20 protein-coding genes and 1 CRISPR repeat array are annotated in these 19689 nt (G+C 72.4%); of the genes, 12 read left to right on the forward strand and 8 right to left on the reverse strand.

The genetic code is table 11. The features are described 5' to 3' along the window. Positions 1 to 27 precede the first annotated feature (27 nt). The 8 genes from ACHZ99_RS31205 to pheT all read left to right on the forward strand — a co-directional run bounded on the left by ACHZ99_RS31205 (position 28) and on the right by pheT (position 8100). On the forward strand, positions 28 to 393 hold the full coding sequence (locus ACHZ99_RS31205) for a DUF1844 domain-containing protein (RefSeq protein ID WP_420308189.1): 366 nt from the start codon (positions 28 to 30) through the stop codon (positions 391 to 393). Between the two features lie 331 nt (positions 394 to 724). Next, positions 725 to 1333, forward strand: a complete 609-nt coding sequence (gene infC / locus ACHZ99_RS31210) for a translation initiation factor IF-3 (RefSeq protein ID WP_420308214.1) — start codon at positions 725 to 727, stop codon at positions 1331 to 1333. Between the two features lie 110 nt (positions 1334 to 1443). Next, positions 1444 to 1638, forward strand: coding sequence for a 50S ribosomal protein L35 (gene rpmI / locus ACHZ99_RS31215; RefSeq protein WP_027757135.1), 195 nt, complete (start codon positions 1444 to 1446; stop codon positions 1636 to 1638). Positions 1639 to 1740: 102 nt separating this feature from the next. Continuing rightward, on the forward strand, positions 1741 to 2127 hold the full coding sequence (gene rplT, locus ACHZ99_RS31220) for a 50S ribosomal protein L20 (protein WP_420308190.1): 387 nt from the start codon (positions 1741 to 1743) through the stop codon (positions 2125 to 2127). Between the two features lie 128 nt (positions 2128 to 2255). Then, the gene (locus tag ACHZ99_RS31225; protein ID WP_420308191.1) at positions 2256 to 3125 is read left to right on the forward strand and encodes a TrmH family RNA methyltransferase; all 870 of its coding nucleotides are present in this window, start codon (positions 2256 to 2258) and stop codon (positions 3123 to 3125) included. A 74-nt stretch (positions 3126 to 3199) separates the two neighbouring features. Further along, positions 3200 to 4288 (forward strand): ATP-binding protein, encoded by a 1089-nt coding sequence (locus tag ACHZ99_RS31230; protein ID WP_420308192.1) that lies wholly within the window; start codon positions 3200 to 3202, stop codon positions 4286 to 4288. Positions 4289 to 4426: 138 nt separating this feature from the next. Next, positions 4427 to 5572, forward strand: coding sequence for a phenylalanine--tRNA ligase subunit alpha (gene pheS, locus ACHZ99_RS31235; protein WP_420308193.1), 1146 nt, complete (start codon positions 4427 to 4429; stop codon positions 5570 to 5572). Further along, the gene (gene pheT / locus ACHZ99_RS31240; protein ID WP_420308194.1) at positions 5572 to 8100 is read left to right on the forward strand and encodes a phenylalanine--tRNA ligase subunit beta; all 2529 of its coding nucleotides are present in this window, start codon (positions 5572 to 5574) and stop codon (positions 8098 to 8100) included. Before pheS ends, pheT begins: the two co-directional genes overlap by 1 nt. Before the next feature lie 279 nt (positions 8101 to 8379). Further along, a CRISPR array of direct repeats spans positions 8380 to 10301; the repeat unit is 29 nt; unit sequence CTGCTCCCCGCGCACGCGGGGATGGACCC. A 119-nt stretch (positions 10302 to 10420) separates the two neighbouring features. Here the strand turns inward: pheT and ACHZ99_RS31245 are convergent. After that, positions 10421 to 10630, reverse strand: a complete 210-nt coding sequence (locus ACHZ99_RS31245) for a DUF397 domain-containing protein (protein WP_420308195.1) — start codon at positions 10628 to 10630, stop codon at positions 10421 to 10423. Continuing rightward, positions 10627 to 11460: a helix-turn-helix domain-containing protein gene (locus tag ACHZ99_RS31250; RefSeq protein ID WP_420308196.1), complete on the reverse strand. Its 834-nt coding sequence runs from the start codon at positions 11458 to 11460 to the stop codon at positions 10627 to 10629. The genes ACHZ99_RS31245 and ACHZ99_RS31250 overlap by 4 nt, the downstream gene beginning before the upstream one ends. Before the next feature lie 141 nt (positions 11461 to 11601). Between ACHZ99_RS31250 and ACHZ99_RS31255 the strand changes: the two genes are divergently transcribed. From ACHZ99_RS31255 to ACHZ99_RS31270, 4 genes are all read left to right on the forward strand, one after another. Further along, the gene (locus ACHZ99_RS31255; RefSeq protein ID WP_420308197.1) at positions 11602 to 12069 is read left to right on the forward strand and encodes an ATP-binding protein; all 468 of its coding nucleotides are present in this window, start codon (positions 11602 to 11604) and stop codon (positions 12067 to 12069) included. Positions 12070 to 12597: 528 nt separating this feature from the next. Beyond that, entirely contained in the window at positions 12598 to 13017 is a 420-nt protein-coding gene (locus tag ACHZ99_RS31260) for a radical SAM protein (protein WP_420308198.1), read from the forward strand. Positions 13018 to 13046: 29 nt separating this feature from the next. Further along, positions 13047 to 13484: an SPASM domain-containing protein gene (locus ACHZ99_RS31265; protein ID WP_420308199.1), complete on the forward strand. Its 438-nt coding sequence runs from the start codon at positions 13047 to 13049 to the stop codon at positions 13482 to 13484. Between the two features lie 15 nt (positions 13485 to 13499). Next, positions 13500 to 14630, forward strand: a complete 1131-nt coding sequence (locus ACHZ99_RS31270; protein ID WP_420308200.1) for a methyltransferase domain-containing protein — start codon at positions 13500 to 13502, stop codon at positions 14628 to 14630. 411 nt (positions 14631 to 15041) lie between these two features. On the opposite strand, the gene cas2e is transcribed toward ACHZ99_RS31270, so the two are convergent. The 6 genes from cas2e to casB are packed head-to-tail and all read right to left on the reverse strand — an operon-like array spanning position 15042 to position 19687. Then, positions 15042 to 15389, reverse strand: a complete 348-nt coding sequence (gene cas2e / locus ACHZ99_RS31275; protein WP_420308201.1) for a type I-E CRISPR-associated endoribonuclease Cas2e — start codon at positions 15387 to 15389, stop codon at positions 15042 to 15044. Then, positions 15386 to 16348, reverse strand: a complete 963-nt coding sequence (cas1e, locus tag ACHZ99_RS31280; RefSeq protein WP_420308202.1) for a type I-E CRISPR-associated endonuclease Cas1e — start codon at positions 16346 to 16348, stop codon at positions 15386 to 15388. The genes cas2e and cas1e overlap by 4 nt, the downstream gene beginning before the upstream one ends. A 2-nt stretch (positions 16349 to 16350) precedes the next feature. Next, the gene (gene cas6e / locus ACHZ99_RS31285) at positions 16351 to 17097 is read right to left on the reverse strand and encodes a type I-E CRISPR-associated protein Cas6/Cse3/CasE (RefSeq protein ID WP_420308203.1); all 747 of its coding nucleotides are present in this window, start codon (positions 17095 to 17097) and stop codon (positions 16351 to 16353) included. Further along, on the reverse strand, positions 17097 to 17801 hold the full coding sequence (gene cas5e / locus ACHZ99_RS31290) for a type I-E CRISPR-associated protein Cas5/CasD (protein ID WP_420308204.1): 705 nt from the start codon (positions 17799 to 17801) through the stop codon (positions 17097 to 17099). Before cas5e ends, cas6e begins: the two co-directional genes overlap by 1 nt. After that, the gene (gene cas7e / locus ACHZ99_RS31295) at positions 17798 to 19003 is read right to left on the reverse strand and encodes a type I-E CRISPR-associated protein Cas7/Cse4/CasC (protein WP_420308205.1); all 1206 of its coding nucleotides are present in this window, start codon (positions 19001 to 19003) and stop codon (positions 17798 to 17800) included. Before cas7e ends, cas5e begins: the two co-directional genes overlap by 4 nt. A gap of 9 nt (positions 19004 to 19012) precedes the next feature. Further along, complete coding sequence (gene casB, locus ACHZ99_RS31300; protein ID WP_420308206.1) at positions 19013 to 19687, reverse strand: type I-E CRISPR-associated protein Cse2/CasB; 675 nt, start codon at positions 19685 to 19687, stop codon at positions 19013 to 19015. Between the last annotated feature and the right edge of the window lie 2 nt (positions 19688 to 19689).

Here is a 19689-nt window from a genome sequence, read left to right on the forward strand (position 1 = left end):
CCGGCCCGTACGAGGAAGTGAGCCCCGATGAGCGATACCGGCCCCGGCGCCGACACCGGCCCCGACTTCGACGCGATGACGCGCGACATCGCCGAGGTCCCCGCCGTGGAAGTGATCACGACGGTGGCGGTGCACCTGATGAGCGCCGCGGCGGTCAAGCTCGGGCTCGCCGAGGACGGCGCCGCGCACAAGGACCTCGACGAGGCCCGCAAGCTGATCACCGCGCTGGCCGGGCTGGTCACCGCGGGCGCCGGGGAGGTCGGCTCGTACCACGCGGCGCCGCTGCGCGACGGGCTGAAGTCGCTCCAGCTGGCCTTCCGCGAGGCGTCCGAGCACCCGGACGAGCCGGGCCGCGGCCCCGGCGAGGCGTACACGGGCCCGGTCATCGGCTGACCCGCCGGGCCGCCGCCGCCCGCCCCCCGCGCGGATGTGCAGGTTGTCCGCGGGCGCTGCTATGCTGGAGGGCGACCGGCCGGACGCGCCATGCAGGAAAGAGGAGCGACCGGCCCGCAAGTGGAGGCTCCGCTCTCCCACCTTCCGGCCCCCGGTCGGCGGGTCACCGGTCCGAAGCGCCCCGCGGCACGCTCTGCGGCGGTGCTCCCCGGCAGGAGCCCGCATTTGCGTCCCGTCCGGGGCTTTTTTCGTGCCCGCGGCGGGTGGTCGGCAGACAGCACGTGACGCGGTTGCCCGCCAGGCAGTCGCGTGGTGGAAATGAGGAGGCCACATCAGCGCCGAGCCCCGCATCAACGACCGGATTCGCGTCCCCGAGGTGCGACTTGTCGGCCCCAGCGGCGAGCAGGTGGGCATCGTCCCGCTCGCCAAGGCTCTGGAGCTTGCCCAGGAGTACGACCTCGACCTGGTCGAGGTGGCGGCCAACGCCCGTCCTCCGGTGTGCAAGCTGATGGACTACGGGAAGTTCAAGTACGAGTCGGCCATGAAGGCCCGTGAGGCGCGCAAGAACCAGGCGCACACGGTCATCAAGGAGATGAAGCTCCGGCCGAAGATCGACCCGCACGACTACGACACCAAGAAGGGTCACGTCGAGCGGTTCCTCAAGCAGGGGGACAAGGTCAAGATCACGATCATGTTCCGCGGCCGTGAGCAGTCCCGCCCCGAGCTGGGCCGGCGGCTGCTGCAGCGGCTCGCGGAGGACGTGCAGGAGCTGGGCTTCGTGGAGTCCAACCCCAAGCAGGACGGCCGCAACATGATCATGGTTCTCGGTCCGCACAAGAAGAAGACCGAGGCGATGGCCGAAGCCCGTGAGGCCCAGGCGGCCCGCAAGGCGGAGCGAAGGGGCGACGACACCGCTCCCGCGGAGCGCGCCGAGGCCTGATCCCGGCCCGACCCCGGGTCCGGGACCGTAGGAGAGAGACAGTCCGACGCTTCCGCATGCCCTTTTACGCCGGGCGGCGGGAGCGCCGACGACGAGGAGTGAACGGCGAGATGCCGAAGAACAAGACCCACAGTGGTTCCAAGAAGCGCTTCCGCGTGACCGGCTCCGGCAAGGTGCTGCGTCAGCGTGCCAACCGGCGCCACTACCTGGAGCACAAGCCGTCGACTCTGACCCGGCGCCTCGCCGGCACGGTCGAACTGTCCAAGGCCGACGCCAAGAAGGCCAAGAAGCTGCTCGGCCGGTGAGCCGCCGCCCTGCCCCGGCAGGGCGCAGGACGACCCAGCACACCGGGACCCAGCCGTTCCGGGTCGCGCAGCCGACGCGACCCAGCCCCAAGGAGTGAACAAGTGGCACGCGTCAAGCGGGCAATCAACGCCCAGAAGAAGCGCCGGGCGATCCTCGAGCAGGCCAGCGGTTACCGCGGCCAGCGCTCCCGCCTCTACCGCAAGGCGAAGGAGCAGGTCACCCACTCCCTCGTCTACAACTACAACGACCGCAAGAAGCGCAAGGGCGACTTCCGGCAGCTGTGGATCCAGCGGATCAACGCCGCTGCCCGCGCCAACGGCATCACCTACAACCGCTTCATCCAGGGCCTGAAGGCCGCGGGCGTCGAGGTGGACCGCAAGATGCTCGCCGACCTGGCCGTGAACGACGCCGGTGCCTTCACCGCGCTCGTCGAGGTGGCCCAGAAGGCCCTGCCGAGCGACGTCAACGCGCCGAAGTCGGCCGCCTGAGCCGGCGGCGCGCCCCCGCGCGAGCACGCGTCACGAACCCGCAGGCCCCGCCGGCCTGCGGGTTCTGCCGTCCGTAGGGGCCGCTCCCGGTGCCCGAACCCGCCGCACGAAAGGTCCCCCCGCCGCCCATGGGCACCCCCGAGCCGATCTCGCCGCGCTCCGCCCGCGTCACCGCCGCCCGCAAGCTGCTCCGGCGCGCCGGGCGGGCCAAGGAGCGCAGGTTCCTCGCCGAGGGGCCGCAGGCCGTGCGGGAGGCGGTGGCGTACGCCGCCGGCCCGGCCGGTGGCGCGGGCCCGGCGCTGGCCGAGCTGTTCGTCACCCCGGACGCCGCCCGGCGGCACGCGGAGATCGTCGAGGCGGCCCGGGACGGCGGCGCGCGCGTGCACACCGCCGCGGAGGAGGCCGTCGCCGGCCTCTCGCAGACCGTCACGCCGCAGGGGCTCGTCGGCGTCTGCCGGTTCCTCGACGTGCCGCTGGCGGACGTGGCCGCCGCCCGCCCCCGCCTCGTGGCCGTCCTCGCGCACGTCCGCGACCCCGGCAACGCCGGCACCGTGCTGCGCTGCGCCGACGCCGCCGGGGCCGACGCCGTCGTCCTCACCGACGCCTCCGTCGACCCGTACAACCCCAAGGCCGTACGCGCCTCCGCCGGCAGCCTCTTCCACCTCCCCGTCGTCACCGGCGTGCCCGCCGGCCACGCCGCCACCGAGCTGCGCGCCGCCGGCGTACGGCTGCTGGCCGCGGACGGGGCGGGGGAGCGGGACCTGGACGACGAGCAGGACGACGGCGGCCTCGCCGCCCCGACCGGCTGGATCTTCGGAAACGAGGCGTGGGGGCTGCCGCCGGAGACCCGGGCGCTCGCCGACGCCGTCGTGCGCGTGCCGATCCACGGCCGCGCCGAGAGCCTGAACCTCGCCACCGCCGCGGCGGTCTGCCTCTACGCCTCCGCCCGGGCGCACCGCCCGATCGGCGGGTGCCGTCCCGTCAGCCGGGCCAGGTAAGGTGACCGCCCTAGGCGCCGCGCGCCGACCGTACGGACAGGCCAACGCCCGGTCTGTGGGAGGGGGTTCATGGGGTGGAGAGTGCAGATGCCGACGGGCCGGAGGCCAAGGACCTCGGCTGGGCGCCCGACGATCTGCCGGACGGCCTCGTCGTGGCCGACGAGCGCGGTCTCGTGGTGTGCTTCAACGCCGCCGCCGCGCGGATCACCGCCCTGGAGCCGGCCGCCGTCCTCGGCCGCCCGCTGACCGAGGCGCTGCCCCTGGAGGACCTGAAGGGCCGCCGCTGGTGGCGGCTGACGGACCCGTACGGGGGCCTGGCCATCCGCACCGGCCACCCCGAGCGCAACCTGCTGCTGCCCGGCAACCGCGAGGTGCTGGTGGCCGCCCGCTACGTACGCGACGGGCGCACCGGCCCGGTGCGCAGGCTGATCCTCACCCTGCGCGGCACCGAGGCCCGGCGCCGCAGCGAGCGCAGCCACGCGGAGCTGATCGCCACCGTGGCGCACGAGCTGCGCTCCCCCCTCACCTCCGTCAAGGGCTTCACCGCCACGCTGCTGGCGAAGTGGGAGCGGTTCACCGACGACCAGAAGCGCCTGATGCTGGAGACCGTGCACGCCGACGCCAACCGCGTCACCCGGCTCATCGCCGAGCTGCTGGACATCTCCCGCATCGACTCCGGCCGCCTGGAGGTGCGCAAGCAGCGCGTCGACGTGGTCGCCGCCGTACACCGGCACGTCGAGGCGCAGACCACCGCGGGCCAGGACCCGGCCCGCTTCCGCACCCTGGTGCCGCGGCAGCTGCCCGACCTGTGGGCCGACCCCGACAAGGTCGACCAGGTCCTCGGCAACCTGCTGGAAAATGCCGTGCGGCACGGCGAGGGACTTGTCACCATCGAGGTGGCACCCGCCACCCTCAACCACGGCAGGGAAGGCACCCAGGTCACCGTGAGCGACGAAGGCCCCGGCATCCCGGAGGAGTCGATGAGCCGCGTCTTCACCCGCTTCTGGCGGGGCAGCAAGCGCGGCGGCACCGGCCTGGGCCTCTACATCGTCAAGGGGATCGTCGAGGCGCACGGCGGGATCATCACCGTCGGCCGCGCGCCCGGCGGCGGCGCCCGCTTTCGATTTACCCTGCCCGTCGGCGCCCCGGCCCACCTCGCCTGAGCAGCGGCCGCCCCGCCCACGGGCCACACCAGCGTCCCCGCGCCCGTAGACTCGACCCCCGGCACTTCGGCGACCCCGGTCGCCGGCGCCGCGGCCGCCGGATCGGGCGCAGCCAGCCAATCGGAAGCACGGGAAGAGATGTCGGCACCGAACAAGTCGTACGACCCTGTCGAGGTCGAGGCACTGAAACCGGAAGAGATCGACCGGGTGCGCGACGAGGCGCTCGCCGCCATCGCCGCGGCCGGCGACCTCGCAGCGCTCCGCGAGGTGAAGACCGCCCACGCCGGCGACCGCTCCCCGCTCGCGCTCGCCAACCGCGAGATCGGCGCCCTGCCGCCGCACGCCAAGGCGGAGGCCGGCAAGCGCGTCGGCCGGGCCCGCGGCGAGGTGGGGCAGGCCCTGAAGCGGCGCCAGGAGGAGCTGGAGGCCGAGCGCGACGCCCGGGTGCTGGTCGAGGAGGCGGTGGACGTCACACTGCCGTACGACCGCACCCCCGCCGGCGCGCGGCACCCGCTGACCACCCTCTCCGAGCGCATCGAGGACATCTTCACGGCGATGAGCTGGGAGGTGGCCGAGGGCCCCGAGGTCGAGGCCGAGTGGTTCAACTTCGACGCGCTCAACATCGCGCCCGACCACCCCGCGCGCAGCGAGCAGGACACCTTCTTCGTCCGCGCCCCCCGGCGCGACGGCGCGGCCGGGCAGCGGGACGACGACGAGACCGGCGTCGTGCTGCGCACCCACACCTCACCGGTGCAGATCCGCTCCATGCTCGACCGCGAGCTGCCCGTCTACGTGATCTGCCCCGGCCGCGTCTACCGCACCGACGAGCTGGACGCCACCCACACCCCCGTCTTCATGCAGGTCGAGGGGCTGGCGGTGGACGAGGGCCTGACCATGGCCGACCTGAAGGGCACCCTCGACCACATGGTCTCCTCGCTCTTCGGCGAGGGCATGCGGACCCGGCTGCGACCGGACCACTTCCCGTTCACCGAGCCGTCCGCCGAGATGGACATGGTCTGCTTCGTCTGCCGCGGCGCCTCCGTCGGCAACCCGGACCGGCCCTGCCGCACCTGCGGCTCCGAGGGCTGGATCGAGCTGGGCGGCTGCGGCATGGTCAACCCGAAGGTGCTGGTCGCCTGCGGCATCGACCCCGAGCGCTACAGCGGGTTCGCCTTCGGGTTCGGGATCGAGCGGATGCTGATGTTCCGCCACAACGTCGAGGACATGCGAGACATGGTCGAGGGTGACGTGCGCTTCACCCGGCCGTTCGGGATGGAGATCTGATGCGAGTCCCGCTTTCGTGGCTGCGGGAGTACGTCGACCTGCCCGCCGGCGAGACCGGCCGCGGCGTCCAGGACCGGCTGATCAGCGCCGGCCTGGAGGTCGAGACCGTCGAGCGGCTGGGCGCGGACCTCACGGGCCCGCTGGTCGTCGGCCGGGTGCTGGCGATCGAGGAGCTGACGGAGTTCAAGAAGCCGATCCGCTACTGCCAGGTCGACGTCGGCGACGCCAACAGCACGGGTGACCCGCAGAACATCATCTGCGGCGCGACCAACTTCGCCGTCGGCGACAAGGTCGTCGTCATCCTGCCCGGCGGCGAGCTGCCCGGCGGCTTCAAGATCGGCGCCCGCAAGACGTACGGCAAGGTCTCCGAAGGCATGATCTGCTCCGTGCGCGAGCTGGGCATCGGCGACGACCACGACGGCATCCTCGTGCTGCCGCCGGAGTACGAGCCGGGCACCGACGCGATCGAGCTGCTGGAGCTCGACGACGAGGTCCTGGACATCGCCGTCAACCCCGACCGCGGCTACGCCCTGTCCCTGCGCGGCGTCGCCCGCGAGACCGCCATCGCCTACGGCCTGCCGCTGCGCGACCCGGCGCTCCTCGACGTACCCACGCCCAACGACTACGGCTACGAGGTGAAGGTCGACGACCCGCGCGGCTGCGACCGGTTCACCGCCCGCGTCGTCACCGGCGTCGACCCCGAGGCCCGCTCACCGATCTGGCTCCAGCGCCGGCTGCAAAAAGCCGGCATGCGCCCGATCTCCCTCGCCGTCGACGTCACCAACTACGTGATGCTGGAGATCGGCCAGCCCCTCCACGCGTACGACCGCGCCCGGCTCGACGGCCCCATCGGCGTCCGCCGCGCCACCCGCGGCGAGAAGCTCACCACCCTCGACGGCGTCGAGCGCACCCTCCACCCGGAGGACCTGCTCATCACCGACAACCGCGGGCCCATCGGGCTCGCCGGAGTGATGGGCGGCGCCGACACCGAGATCGCCGAGCCCGAGGTCCGCGACCACCTGCTCGGCACGGTGGCGGGCACCACCGAGATCGTGATCGAGGCCGCGCACTTCGACCCCGTCTCCATCGCCCGCACCTCACGCCGCCACCGCCTCACCTCCGAAGCCTCCCGCCGCTTCGAACGCGGCGTCGACCCGCAGGCCGGCCCCGCCGCGGCACAGCGCACCGTCGACCTGCTGGTGCTGCTGGCCGGCGGCTCCGCCGAGGCGGGCGTCACCGAGGTCGTCGCGCCCACCGGGCCGCGCACTGTCCGGATGCGGGCCGACCACCCGGACCGGGTCGCCGGCGTGACGTACGGGCGCGAAGCCGTCGTACGGCGGCTCCAGGAGGTCGGCTGCGACGTCTACGGCGCCGACGAGCTGACCGTCACCGTACCCACCTGGCGCCCCGACCTCGCCGCGCCGAACGACCTCGCCGAGGAGGTCATCCGGCTCGAAGGCTACGAGAACCTGCCGTCCACCCTGCCCCGCCCCCCGGCCGGCCGCGGCCTGACCGGCCGCCAGCGGCTGCACCGCCGGGCCGGCCGCGCCCTGGCCGGCGCCGGCTACGTAGAGGTGCTGAACTACCCCTTCGTCGGCCAGGTGGCCCTAGACGCCCTCGGCCTGGAGGCGTCCGACCCCCGCCGCCGCACGGTCACCCTCGTCAACCCGATCAGCGACGAGGAACCGGGCCTGCGCACCACCCTGCTGCCCGGCCTCCTCACCGCCCTCCGCCGCAACCACGGCCGCGGCACCGCCGACCTGGCGCTCTTCGAGACCGGCCTCGTCTTCCGCCCCTCCGGCTACGAGTCCGAGCCGGCCCGGCTCCCCGTCGACCGCCGCCCGACCGCCGAGGAGATCGCCTCCCTCAACGCCGCCCTCCCCAAGCAGCCCCGCCGCGCCGCCGCCGTCCTCGCCGGCGCCCGCGAGCGGGCCGGCTGGTGGGGTCCCGGCCGCCCGGCGGACTGGGCGGACGCGGTGGCCGCGGCCCGCACCGTCGCCCAAGCGGCGGGCGTGGAACTGGAAGCCGAGCCCGACCAGCACACGCCGTGGCACCCCGGCCGCTGCGCCGCGCTGTTCGCCGTCGTGGACGGCGAACGGCGCATCGTCGGCCACGCCGGAGAACTGCACCCGCGGGTGGTCAAAGCCCTCCAGCTGCCGGAGCGCACCTGCGCGATGGAGGTCTCGCTCGACCTGCTGGAGATCGCGGGCGGCGGCCCGGTCCAGGCCCCGCACGTCTCCACGTACCCGGTGGCGACGCAGGACGTGGCGCTGGTCGTGGCGGCGGATGTGCCGGCGGCGAAGGTAGCCGAGGCGCTGCGCGCGGGCGCGGGGGAGCTGCTGGAGTCGGTGCGGCTGTTCGACGTCTTCACCGGCGAACAGGTAGGCGAGGGCCACAAGTCCCTCGCGTACGCGTTGCGCTTCCGCGCCCCGGACCGCACGCTGACCGCGGAGGAGGCGAGCGCCGCCCGCGACGCGGCGGTGGCGCGGGCGGCGGAGGAGGCAGGCGCGGTGCTCCGGGGGGCGTGACCAGCACGGCGGTCGCGCCCGCAGCTGCCGCCCGGTGCGGGGCCGGAGACGGCCCCGCACCGGGGAGGTACTCCGGGAGGAACCGTCGTGGCCACTGGAGTTCGGCAGTCGTTTCCGCTGACAACGGCTAAAGCTGAACTCGTAGCATGAGACGAAGTGTTGGACCCCGCGCACCACGAAGTACGCAGACATCCCGCTCGGCAGGTGGTGGAAATGTCCGAATCCCTCTTTGTTGCTCAGAACGGCCTCTGGTTCCGATAAACACCCAGGTCAGCAAGACTGCTCCCCGCGCACGCGGGGATGGACCCGAATATCTGGACTGGTGCGAGGCGGAGAATCTCTGCTCCCCGCGCACGCGGGGATGGACCCACCACGTGGACTACATCTGTAGTGGGCGATACCTGCTCCCCGCGCACGCGGGGATGGACCCCTCGGCGAGCTGCTCGGGCCGGTACATCAGGGCTGCTCCCCGCGCACGCGGGGATGGACCCACGCCGGCGCCAGTCTGCCGCTGCCGCCTGGACTGCTCCCCGCGCACGCGGGGATGGACCCTCGTCGTGGGCTTCACCCATCGGTCGTCCTTTCTGCTCCCCGCGCACGCGGGGATGGACCCGACGTTGGCCGGGTGCCGGCCGGAAGGTGTACCTGCTCCCCGCGCACGCGGGGATGGACCCAACTCCTCGTTGTCATCGGAGAGATGACACAGCTGCTCCCCGCGCACGCGGGGATGGACCCCATGCCCGCGTGTGCTCGCTCTCGCGCGAACGCTGCTCCCCGCGCACGCGGGGATGGACCCATCAAAGACGGCGGCGGCCCGGGCGGGAAGGACTGCTCCCCGCGCACGCGGGGATGGACCCGACGTCGTCAGCTCGCCGGAGGGTCCTCGATGACTGCTCCCCGCGCACGCGGGGATGGACCCGGGTACATCCGAGCGCGGGATGACTGGAACGACTGCTCCCCGCGCACGCGGGGATGGACCGAACGTCAGCCCCGACTCCAGCCGCACGCCGTGCTGCTCCCCGCGCACGCGGGGATGGACCCCGCACCAGATCCGGGCGCAGCGGCCAGATCTGCTGCTCCCCGCGCACGCGGGGATGGACCCCTGTACATCACCGGCATCCTCAACGAGTCCCCCTGCTCCCCGCGCACGCGGGGATGGACCCCGCTTCAACGCTCTGTTGGGGCGAGCGCGCGCCTGCTCCCCGCGCACGCGGGGATGGACCCCTCCGAGGCGAAGCTGCCGGCAGAGGAAACCGCTGCTCCCCGCGCACGCGGGGATGGACCCTTGTTGGTGCCGTGGGAGATGTCCCATCCCATCTGCTCCCCGCGCACGCGGGGATGGACCGCGGGGTCGCGCTGGCCGGGGGCGTCCCAGTAGCTGCTCCCCGCGCACGCGGGGATGGACCCAACACGATCCGCAAGGCGTCCGACGCCGTGTGCTGCTCCCCGCGCACGCGGGGATGGACCCGAGTCGTCGCGCTCGAACGTCATGTCCGGGTCCTGCTCCCCGCGCACGCGGGGATGGACCCGCCGCGATCAGCGCGCGGCGGACGTTCGTGTGCTGCTCCCCGCGCACGCGGGGATGGACCCCGGCCACGTACGCGACAGCCTCCTCTACCTCTCTGCTCCCCGCGCACGCGGGGATGGACCCGGAGGACACGCAGACCAAAGCGGTCATGATCGCTGCTCCCCGCGCACGCGGGGATGGACCCACCCTGCGCCCGTGGCTTGTGCGGATTGAGAACTGCTCCCCGCGCACGCGGGGATGGACCCTAGTCGCACTGATCTCCGCCATTGCAGCCGTTCTGCTCCCCGCGCACGCGGGGATGGACCCTCTCGAAGCACGAGGGGCGGGCCGCTGGGGACCTGCTCCCCGCGCACGCGGGGATGGACCCTCCGGCCGCCGCTACGAGCGCAACAGCAACGGCTGCTCCCCGCGCACGCGGGGATGGACCCGAACACGGCGACATCTCCGTCGACCCCGAGACCTGCTCCCCGCGCACGCGGGGATGGACCCCCACACCGAGAACCCCCGAACGCCAACAGGCCCTGCTCCCCGCGCACGCGGGGATGGACCCGTGTCCGTCCGATTCGCCTTCAGCTCCAAGCCACTGCTCCCCGCGCACGCGGGGATGGACCCCAGTACCGCCCGAGCCGGCCGGCGACGAGGACCTGCTCCCCGCCCATGCGGGGATGGCCCGTCGCGGCGGCGCGCCGCTCGCACACGTACGGTCGGCGCCGAATTGGTGGCCTGTGCCGGCACGACAACGACCCCCGCCGCGTGGCGAGGGCCGGTCACTCGGGGTCTGCTTTCGTGGGCTCAGGCGGTGAACTCCCCGCCCTTGACGGCGGCGACGAACGAAGCCCAGCCATCCGCCGAGAAGACGAGCGCCGGGCCGTCTGGGTCCTTCGAGTCCCGTACCGGCGTAATGCCGGGGAAGCTGTCGGAGACCTCAACACAGGTCGCGTCGCCCCCGTTGCTGTAGCTGCTCTTGCGCCACCGCGCGGCGCCGAGGTTGGTGGTACTCATGATGCCGTGTCCTCCATAACGGTTCTGATGAAATCGAGCGAGGCTGACGGTGGGAGGGCCGCGTCTCGTAGCTGATCGTATGACAGCCTGTACTGAGCCACCTCTGCCGCATCCTCCACCAGGTCCCCCGACTTGTTGCCCTCCAGGTAGGCAACGCCCATCCCGTCCGCCTGCCATAGCAGCGACAACGAACCGCCCATGAGGTCGTGGACGCCGGCCGTGAAGGGTAGGACCTGGATCACGATGGAGGGCTGCTCGGCCGACTCCAAGAAGTGGGTGAGCTGTCCCGCCCACACCTTCGCGTCCCCGGTTGGCCGCCTGAGCGTGGCTTCGTCGAGGATCACGCGAAGGCTCGGCGGCGGCTCCCGCCTTAGCAGTTCCTGACGGCTGAGGCGCAGGGCTACCTGTTCTTCCAGCCAGTCCGGCCCTCCGTGGTTCGGAGATGACGACAGGATGGCTCTCGCGTAGTCCTCGGTCTGGAGGAGTCCGGGGATCGCGGTCATGAACTTGTGCATGATCACCGCCCCCTCTTCGTACCGGATGAACAGCTTGAACCTGTTCACGATGACGCTGTTCCGCGCTGACTGCCAGAGCTTTACCAGCAATCCGTCAGTCCCGTAGTAGCTGTCCAGGTCTTCCATGACCGGGCGCTTTGAAATGCGTTCGCCGTTTTCAAGGCGATTTAGGTAGCTTCGCTCGTACCCTGTGTCTTCTGCGAGCTGCGAGAGGGACTTGCCCGCTTTCTTCCTCAGCGTGACAAGCGCGTGAGCCAAGATCTCGCGTGCGTCTTGCTTCTCTTGGTCCTTGTTCTCGCCTGTCTGTTCGGCCATGCCGTCTCCCGCTGTTGCCTGCCGCTGCGACGACGCCTGACGGGGGGTCAAGTCGCCGCTTCTCGGTGATGGTTGGGATACGCAGAGTAGTACCCGGCAGGAAGTCGGGGCCACACGAGATACCCCCCGCGGAGATTCGGTATGACGACGGCAGGCAGCCACGCAGCGGATGGGCAGTCCTCCGGACAGCCTCCCACCGGGAACGAGGCAGACACCAAGACCACGTATGCGCGCCTGTTCGCCCGGAGTGCCGCCTCGGTCGGCAAGGCCCGCGACTTCGTCGCCACCGTGGTTGGCGCGGGCGACCGCACCGACGACATTCGCGTGTGCGTCTCCGAAGTCGCGACCAACGCGCTCCAGCACACCCCCGCCGGCCGCCGCTTCCTCGTACGGATCATCATCAACGAGGGCGTCGTGCGCATCGAGGTGCACGACGCCGGCGGGGGCACTCCGCGCATGTGCACGCCCGCGGACACCGACGACCGCGGGCGTGGCCTGATGCTCGTCGCCGCCTTCGCGGACGATTGGGGGTCGTCCGGCCGCCTCGGACCCGGCAAGTTCGTGTGGATGGAGTTCAAGATCCAGGCTGCCGTGGAGGGGACGTGCTGACGGCCCGTGCCGGGGTGCCGGGCCCCGGGTTCACTGCGACGCTGTGTGCCGCAACCCGCCTTGACGCGACGCACGGCTCCCCCGGATGCGTTGTCGTCGGCCTCGACCCGCTACCGCTTGGCTCCGGTTCCGACGCTGTCGAGCCGTACCTCGACCACAGGGGCACGCGCGGTCGCGCACTCCTCGGCGCGGTCACCGCATGAACGCGGCAGCGGCCGGCAGGCGCCACGCCAGTGCTGACCTCACCGCCGCCATGACGCCGCCCCGGGCCGCCTCGGCCCCGCCCCCCCACCGCCGGACACCCCGGCGAGGACGGGGGTGGCCCGGAGCGGGCGCACCTGCCGCCTGCTCCGGGCCTGCGGCGTACGGCAGGACACAGCGGGCCGCCGGGGGCCACCCCCCCGGTGGCCCGCCGCAACAGGTCGTCTCACGGATCAGGGGTTGGGGGCGGGACGCCACCGGCCGCAACTGACCTGAGACGGCGGAAGCATGACACATTATGACAACCGACGCGAAGGAGTACGGCGAGTGACCGCCATCGTGGACAGTCCGGCCAGTGCGCCCTGCGGGGGGCTCAGCTTGCTTGAACTCGAAATCACGGGAGCTTGCCAGCTTCAGTGCACGCAGTGTTTCGCCGAGTCGGGGCCGCACGGCACGCACGGCGCAATGACGGCCGACGACTGGCGACGCGTGATCAGCGATGCCGCAGCACTCGGCGTGCGCGAGGTGCAACTCATCGGAGGGGAACCGACCACGCACCCGGCATGGCGCGAGCTGGTCGACCATGCGCTGAGCCTCGGCCTTCGGACCGAGGTCTACAGCAACTTGTTCCACATCAAGCCCGGTTGGTGGGACGTGCTCGACCGCGACGGCGTGAAGCTGGCAACCAGCTACTACAGCGACCGTGCCGAGGAACACGACGCGATTACCACGCGGCCGGGCAGCTAGAAAGGACCCGGGCCAACGTCGTCGAGGCCGTGCGGCGCGGTATTCCGCTGCGCGTCGGCATCGTGTCCGTCTTGCCGGGGCAGCGCGTGACCGAGGCGCGGCGCGAACTGGAAACGCTCGGCGTGAGGACGATCCGCACGGACCGCACACGGCGGCTCGGCCGCGCCTTGCGGCCCGGGGCGGACGCGACCGACGCGGCGGAGCTGTGCGGGCGCTGTGGCGACGGGCAGGCGGCCGTTCTGCCCTCGGGCGAGGTGACACCGTGCGTTATTGCGCGGTGGCTGACCGGTGGCAACGTGCGAAACCGTGCCCTGGGCGCGATCCTGGGCGGCGAGACGTGGGCCGAGGCGCTGCGCGTGATCCCGGCTCGCGCGGACATCGGCCCATGTGACCCCGACTGCAAGCCCGCCTCGGACGGCGGAGACTGCTCGCCCGCAGAGCAGGAAGCGTGCGACCCCAAGTACTAGCGAGTGAGGGCGCTGATGAACTGGAAGCCCCATGCCGAACGCCTCGCGGCCGAGGTGGCCCCGCCCGTCTCGCGATGGCGGGAAGCGGTTGCCTCCACCCCCCGGCACGTCTTCGTGCCCCGGTGGTGGGAACCGGCGGACGACGGCGCTTGGGCGCTGCGCGACGGGCCGACGGACGAGTCCGCGTGGCTGCGCGCGGCCTACTCGGACACGTCCCTGGTGACCCGGGTGGGCCCGTTGCATGCCGACCAGGCGACCTCCGGCCACCGGCCGCGCGGCGTGCCCACGTCGTCCGGCACCATGCCCGGCCTCGTGGTGCGCATGCTGCGGCACGGCCTGCTGTACGACGGTGCCGACCTCGGCGTGATCGGCACGGGCACCGGCGCCAGCACCGCCCTCGCCGTACGGCGCCTGGGGGATGAGCACGTCACGGCCATGGACGTAGACCCGTACCTGACCGAGACGGCGGCGGAGCGGCTTGCCGCTGCCGGCATGTCCCCCCGGATGGTCACCTGTGACGCTACGGGACCACTGCCAGCCGACTTCGACCGCATCGTGTCACTCGTGGCGCTGCGCAATCTTGCCACGGTGGTAGCCGCGCTACGTCCAGGCGGGCGGCTGGTGACCACACTCGCCCGCATGCACGTGATCGTCACGGCCGACAAGGACTCCGACGGCGCCGCCCGCGGCGTGGTCGAGTGGGACCGCGCCGGGTTCATGTCCACCCGCACGGGCGCCGACTACCCGCCCGGCGTGGGCGAGCTGTTCACGGCCGTTCGCGATCGCGAGGGGGAGGAGGTGACCAGGGGCCGCTATCCGGTGTTGAACGTGGCGGAGGCGTGGGACGTGCGCGCCATGCTCGAACTCGCCGCGCCCGGGGTCGAGACCTTCTACGAGGAACACGGCGACCAGCGCACGGCACGGCTGTTGCACGCCGACGGCTCCTGGGCCCGCGCGTCGGCGACGTGGATTGATCCGCCCACGGTCCACCAGGGGGGCCCGCGGCGACTGTGGACGACTCTGGAACGCATCCGGCACCGGCTCAACGCCGAGGGAGGTCTACCGATCTACGGCAGCCGCGTGCACATCACCCCCGATGGCGTATGCCACTTCACCCGCGGGAAGTGGTCGGCCTCCTACGGCTGACCGCGTCGCCGTCTCCGCGGTGACCGACTGACCCTCGCACCGCTGAGCAGCCCCGTCCCCGCGCCCTGCCCCGCCCGGAATCGGGAGCTCCGAGTGGTGGCGCGCCGGGCGACGGCGCGGACCGGAGCGACGGCCTGGTCGGCCTGCGCCTTGAGGCGGTCGAGGTCGGCGGCGGCCACGCTCGTGCCAGGTCGGGCGGGGCTGGAGCACCGTGGGGCGAAGGTACGCCGGTTCTGACTGCTTCTGTCGCGGGCGCTTGAAGGGCCTTGCATGACGGTGGGAGTTGCCACGGGGACCATCCCCGCGTGCGCGGGAGCAGGGCTGTCACCAGGCTTCCCTGCCTGCCAGGGAGCAGGTCCTGACAGGATAGGGGCGGAACCCTCGGTGGGCTTCCGCCCCCGGCTCGTTCGCTCAGCGGCCGTAGCGGCGGCGCTTGGCGGCCGTGCTCCAGCCCTGGCGGGGTGGGCGAGCTGGAGCGGTGGGCTGGTCGGTGGGGCGGCGGATGAGGGTGACGCCCTCGTGGTCCTCCGGTTGCCAGTGGTGGTCGCGGGTCTCGAAGGTGTAGCCCTGCTCGGTGTCGGTGGTGTACGTCAGCAGGGCGCGGCCCTCGTGCGCGTACTCGTCCACCGCTGCCCAGAGCGCGCTGCGGATACGGGCCGAGGGGCTGCCGACGAAGACGCCGGGGGAGACTTCGAGCAGCCAGCGCGTGAGGAAGCCCCGCAGGCCGACGGGGCAGTTGGACAGGACGATCACGGTCACCAGATCAGCCCCTCGCCGAGGTTGCTGCCGGACTCCACTTCTTCGCCGCGGTCGGACTGGAGCATGACCCGGTCCTGCTGCGGGGGGTTGCCCTCCTCGGCGGACGCGGCCGTCATCCCGGGGGTGAGCAGCGCCTGCACGTCGCGGACGCAGCGCTCCAGCAGTCCGGTGGTGTGTATGCGGTCGCGTAGCGCGCGGCGCACGCGCGGGCCGATGTCCTCCTCGCTCTCCGCTGCGACCTCGAAGGCGACCGGGATACCGATCTCCGTCTTGTAGAGGTCCGCGATGTCCAGGGCGAAGGACAGCTCATGCCCGGAGTGCACGAAGCCCAGCCCGGGGACGCAGCCCAGCACCGCGACCACGCTCTGCGCGATGCCGTACATGCACTGCCCGGCTGCTGTGACGGCCTGGTTCGGGGCGTCGCCGGAGGCGAAGTCGCCGTGGGCGTAACGGCGGCCGCGCCAGCGGATGCCGGTGCGGGTCGCCTCGGCGCGGTAGCACGCCTTGACGCGGTCGCCCTCCTTGCCGAGCAGCTCGCGGCGGCTGCGGCCGGCCGGGTCGTCGTCGGGGAAGCGGAGCGCGTACATCGAGCGGGCGACATCCAGCCGCGTCCGCGGGTTGGCCCACAGCCGTGCCTGGGCCTCGGCCAGGGCCGCGGAGCGGGAGAGGGCCCGGCCGCCGGCGTAGTAGCGTACGCCGTGCTCTCCGACCCACACGATGCCGACGCCGCTCTCGCCCAGCAGCCGGACCGCCTGCTGGGAGATCTTCGTGCCCGGTCCGAGGAGCAGCGTGCCGATGGTCGCGGACGGGAGGTGGCGTACGCCGTCGCCGTCGGCCGCGGTGATCGCGTTGTCGGCACAGTGGACGACGGCGCGCTCCAGATAGACGAAGGACAACCGGTCGCCGATCCGGGTGAGTTCGCGTGGTGAGGAGGCGCCGCGCCTGCTGACGGTGGTCATCGCTATTCCTGTGGTGCCAGGGTGAGCAGTCCGCAGCCGTACGCTTTGCCCCGGCCGATGCCGTGGATCAAGGCGTTCCGCAGGGCATCGGGGTCGGTGACCTCCAGTCCGCCGCTGAAGACGGTGGTGGCCAGGCTGACCGGGCCGCCCCGCGTGCCATTCCCCTTCCCGCCTGCGGGCGGCGCGGGGTCGCCGGGGCGTTTGCGGAAGGAGAGGTCACGGCGGCCGTGGACGACCACGGCGTGCCGGTGCAGCGGGTCCTCCGCGTCCGGCGCCGCTCCCGGCAGCAGCTCGAAGCCGTGCCTTTCCTGCTGCTTTAGCAGCCAGCCGAGCTGGTGGCGCGGGGAGACGTGCGCGGTGCGCTTGGTCGGTTCCCCGTCCTTGCGGCGGATGGAGTGAACCGGGTTGGCGGTCAGCCGGAACGACCAGCGGTCGCCCTTGGCCAGGCGGCGCAGGAACGGCTGGTAGTGCCGGGTCTCCCAGCCGGGGGCCTCGGGTGTGGCCAGTCTGGGCCAGCCGGCCTGCTCGACGAGGGCCGTGAGGTCGGGACGGTCGGGGCCGACGAGGTAGACCTGCACGTCGGTACGGTCGCCGTGGTCCAGGCGCCAGAGGATGCGGGGCCGGGCTTCGGGGTCGGTGGACAGGCCGGGGAAGCCGGCGAGCAGCGCCGCGTGCAGGCGCTGCGGTGAGGACAGCAGGAAGCGGGCTCCGGCCCGCGCGGTGTTGATGCGGAAGCGGGTGAGGTACATCAGTCGCTCTCCAGCAGGGGCATCGGGTCGTGCTCCGGGACTCCCGGGATCTCGACCGGCCGCGGTACGCCGTCGACCCGCACCGACCGGCGGGCGTACCGGCGGTGGCGCGGGTCGAAGCTGAGCGGCTGGTCGGCCACGATGTCACCGGGCGGGTCGTCGGGTGCGGAGTCCAGCAGCACGGGAAGCCGGTCCGGGGCGGCGCGGGTGGTCTGCCGCCGATACCAGGCCGCGGCGAGCCACGGGTGCTCCCGCAACGCCCCTTCCAGCCCTGTGTCGTGCCGGACGCCCAGGTCGAGCCGCCGTGCGGGCGGGCAGGCGCGGCGGCCGAGGAACGGCAGGAAGTGCGGCGCACGCACTGCCGTGCGCAGCTCCTCGATCAGTGCCCGGCCGCCCTCGACCGCCGCCAGGAACACCGCGTCGGCCAGGTAGAAGCGCTCGGTGACCGGCATCGCCTTGCCGCTGACCTGGTGGTGCGCGGTGTGGAAGTCCCGCACACGCGTGCCCGGCTGATCGACGCGTACGCCGAAGCGCAGCGCGGCGAGATCCGACAGATCGGCGGTGCGGGGGCGGCCCTGGGCGGCGGCGAGCAGCCCGAGCACTCCGCTCTTGGTCGGCGCCGACTCCGTGGAGCGCCGCGCGAAGCGGGAGGAGGCGCCCCAGGACTGGAGCGGCCCGGCGAGCTGGAGCAGCAGCACACTCACTGCCCGCCGCCCTGCCGCTCCGCGACCGCCGCGCCGACGCTCGCCACCAGCTCGGCCAGGGTGACCCGGGTGCCGACCTCGGCGAGCTTGGCGGTGTTGCGGCCGGCGAGGACCACCCAGGTCGCCAGCGCCTCTTCGCCGAACTCCCGCTCCACGTCGGCGATCTGTTCGGCCAGCCGCTCGCTGGCCTGCCGGACGTGGCCGCTGCCCGACTCGGCCATCGTCGGCTCCTCGAACGCCCCCACGAAGTTGACCGGCCGGCCGTCGCGCAGCTTGACCACCACGGCGTCCGGAGGGGTGTGGTGGGCAAAGGTGTTGATCTTGCCGGTGGGCAAGGAGGAGACGAAGCCGCGGACGAACGCTTCGACCGCCCGGCGCACCGGCGTGGCCCGGTCGGCGTCCTCGTCCACACCCTGACCGAGGTTGTCGGCGAGCCGGTCCACGTCGAGGGCGGCGTAGCGGTACAGCGTCGCGGAGTTGAACTCGACGGTGCCGATCATCCCGGCGCCGGTCTCGTCCGCCTCGTTCTCATCGTCCACCGCCGTGTAGTAGTCCGACTCGTTCTCCACCGCGTGCACGCTGAGGGCGTGTGCGACCTGGGCGGCGGCGTCCACGTTGATGTCGGCTCCGTCGGCGACCATCCGGCCGAAGAGGGCGATGTCGACGGAGTGGCGGGTGTCGGCGATCTGCCGGGCGCGCTCCTTGTTCTCCTTGGCCTTCAGGAACCCGCCGATGTCCGCACGGCCCTCGATCGCCAGCTCCGACAGACCGCGCCGCTGCTGGGCGCTGAGGAACATCAGGTACGGGGACTCGGGCGGCAGCGGCTTCGCTTCCTCCGCCTCGGCGGAATCCTTGGTCTTCTTGGGCTTCTTGCGCTCGGGGACGCTCAGCTTCGCGCCGGTACCGGCCTCCACGACGGCCCTGGCCAGCTCCCACGACTCCTCGGGGGTGACCTCCGGCTGAAGCTCCCGGATCGTCTCGCCGATCAGTTCGGCGACCTTCTTCGTCCGTACGCCCAGCTCGGCCGGGTCCAGCAGCCGCCCGAACGCCGTGCGGGTGGCGCGCTTCCACGCCTGACTGGAGACCCGGGAACGGCGCACGCCGCCGTAGACGGCGGATTTGGGGGTGCCGGTGTCGTCCCGGTTCAGGTTGCTCGGCGGGACCGTCTGGAGAACGTGGATGTCAACGATCGTACGGCTCACGGATGTTCCTCACTGGTCGTTCCCGGTGGCGGGTGAACCGCCTTCGTCGGTGGGACTCGCGTTCCCGGCTTCCTCGTCCAGGCGCCGGGAGTGGAACTCACGGCCCCACTCCCGGCGGACGGCCAGGCGCCGGGTGGGATCGAGGACCCGCTCGATCTGGTCGGCGAGCCTGGCGTAGTCCAGCGGCTCGCCCGCGCCCCGCAGCAGCAGGACCAACTCCCGCAGCCGGTACGCCAGTACGTTCGCCGACGTGGCCCCGGCGACCCGGACGAAACGACGGCGCAGCGACTCGTCGATCTCGCCCCGTGGCATCAGCGCCCGAACGGCGCCGCCGAGCCGCTTGCCGCGAACATGCATCGGGCCGGTGCGCTTGGACTGCTGGTGCAGCGCGTACAAGGTGACCGCCAGATGGACGGCGGTGGGCCCGTGCTCACTGCCCCGCACCCGGCCCCCCGGTGTGTAGAGCGCATCCATATCGATCAGGCCGAACAGCTCCGGGACCTCCTCAGGCGCCTTCCCCGCGCCGCGCCGGAGCTGGGCGAGCCGGGCGACGGCCCATGGTTCGTCGTGCGACACATAGCCGCGCTGGATCGGCTCCAGGCACGCCAGTACCGTACGGCCGGCGGGGCCGGGTTCGTACACGTCCCGCCCCGCCTCGGTGGGCGTGGCGCTGCTGGTGGTCACGG

It is taken from the genome of Streptomyces sp. MAR4 CNX-425 (assembly GCF_048656465.1).
In the GTDB taxonomy this organism is placed as follows: Bacteria; Actinomycetota; Actinomycetes; order Streptomycetales; family Streptomycetaceae; genus Streptomyces.

Excerpts from the sequence above, each read along its gene's own strand:
- cas1e (WP_420308202.1), bottom strand. The coding sequence starts at position 16,348 with ATGACCACCGTCAGCAGGCGCGGCGCCTCCTCACCACGCGAACTCACC.
- ACHZ99_RS31205 (WP_420308189.1), top strand. The coding sequence starts at position 28 with ATGAGCGATACCGGCCCCGGCGCCGACACCGGCCCCGACTTCGACGCG.
- ACHZ99_RS31255 (WP_420308197.1), top strand. The coding sequence starts at position 11,602 with ATGACGACGGCAGGCAGCCACGCAGCGGATGGGCAGTCCTCCGGACAG.
- ACHZ99_RS31250 (WP_420308196.1), bottom strand. The coding sequence starts at position 11,460 with ATGGCCGAACAGACAGGCGAGAACAAGGACCAAGAGAAGCAAGACGCA.
- rpmI (WP_027757135.1), top strand. The coding sequence starts at position 1,444 with ATGCCGAAGAACAAGACCCACAGTGGTTCCAAGAAGCGCTTCCGCGTG.
- ACHZ99_RS31225 (WP_420308191.1), top strand. The coding sequence starts at position 2,256 with ATGGGCACCCCCGAGCCGATCTCGCCGCGCTCCGCCCGCGTCACCGCC.
- ACHZ99_RS31270 (WP_420308200.1), top strand. The coding sequence starts at position 13,500 with ATGAACTGGAAGCCCCATGCCGAACGCCTCGCGGCCGAGGTGGCCCCG.
- pheS (WP_420308193.1), top strand. The coding sequence starts at position 4,427 with ATGTCGGCACCGAACAAGTCGTACGACCCTGTCGAGGTCGAGGCACTG.
- pheT (WP_420308194.1), top strand. The coding sequence starts at position 5,572 with ATGCGAGTCCCGCTTTCGTGGCTGCGGGAGTACGTCGACCTGCCCGCC.
- ACHZ99_RS31245 (WP_420308195.1), bottom strand. The coding sequence starts at position 10,630 with ATGAGTACCACCAACCTCGGCGCCGCGCGGTGGCGCAAGAGCAGCTAC.
- cas6e (WP_420308203.1), bottom strand. The coding sequence starts at position 17,097 with ATGTACCTCACCCGCTTCCGCATCAACACCGCGCGGGCCGGAGCCCGC.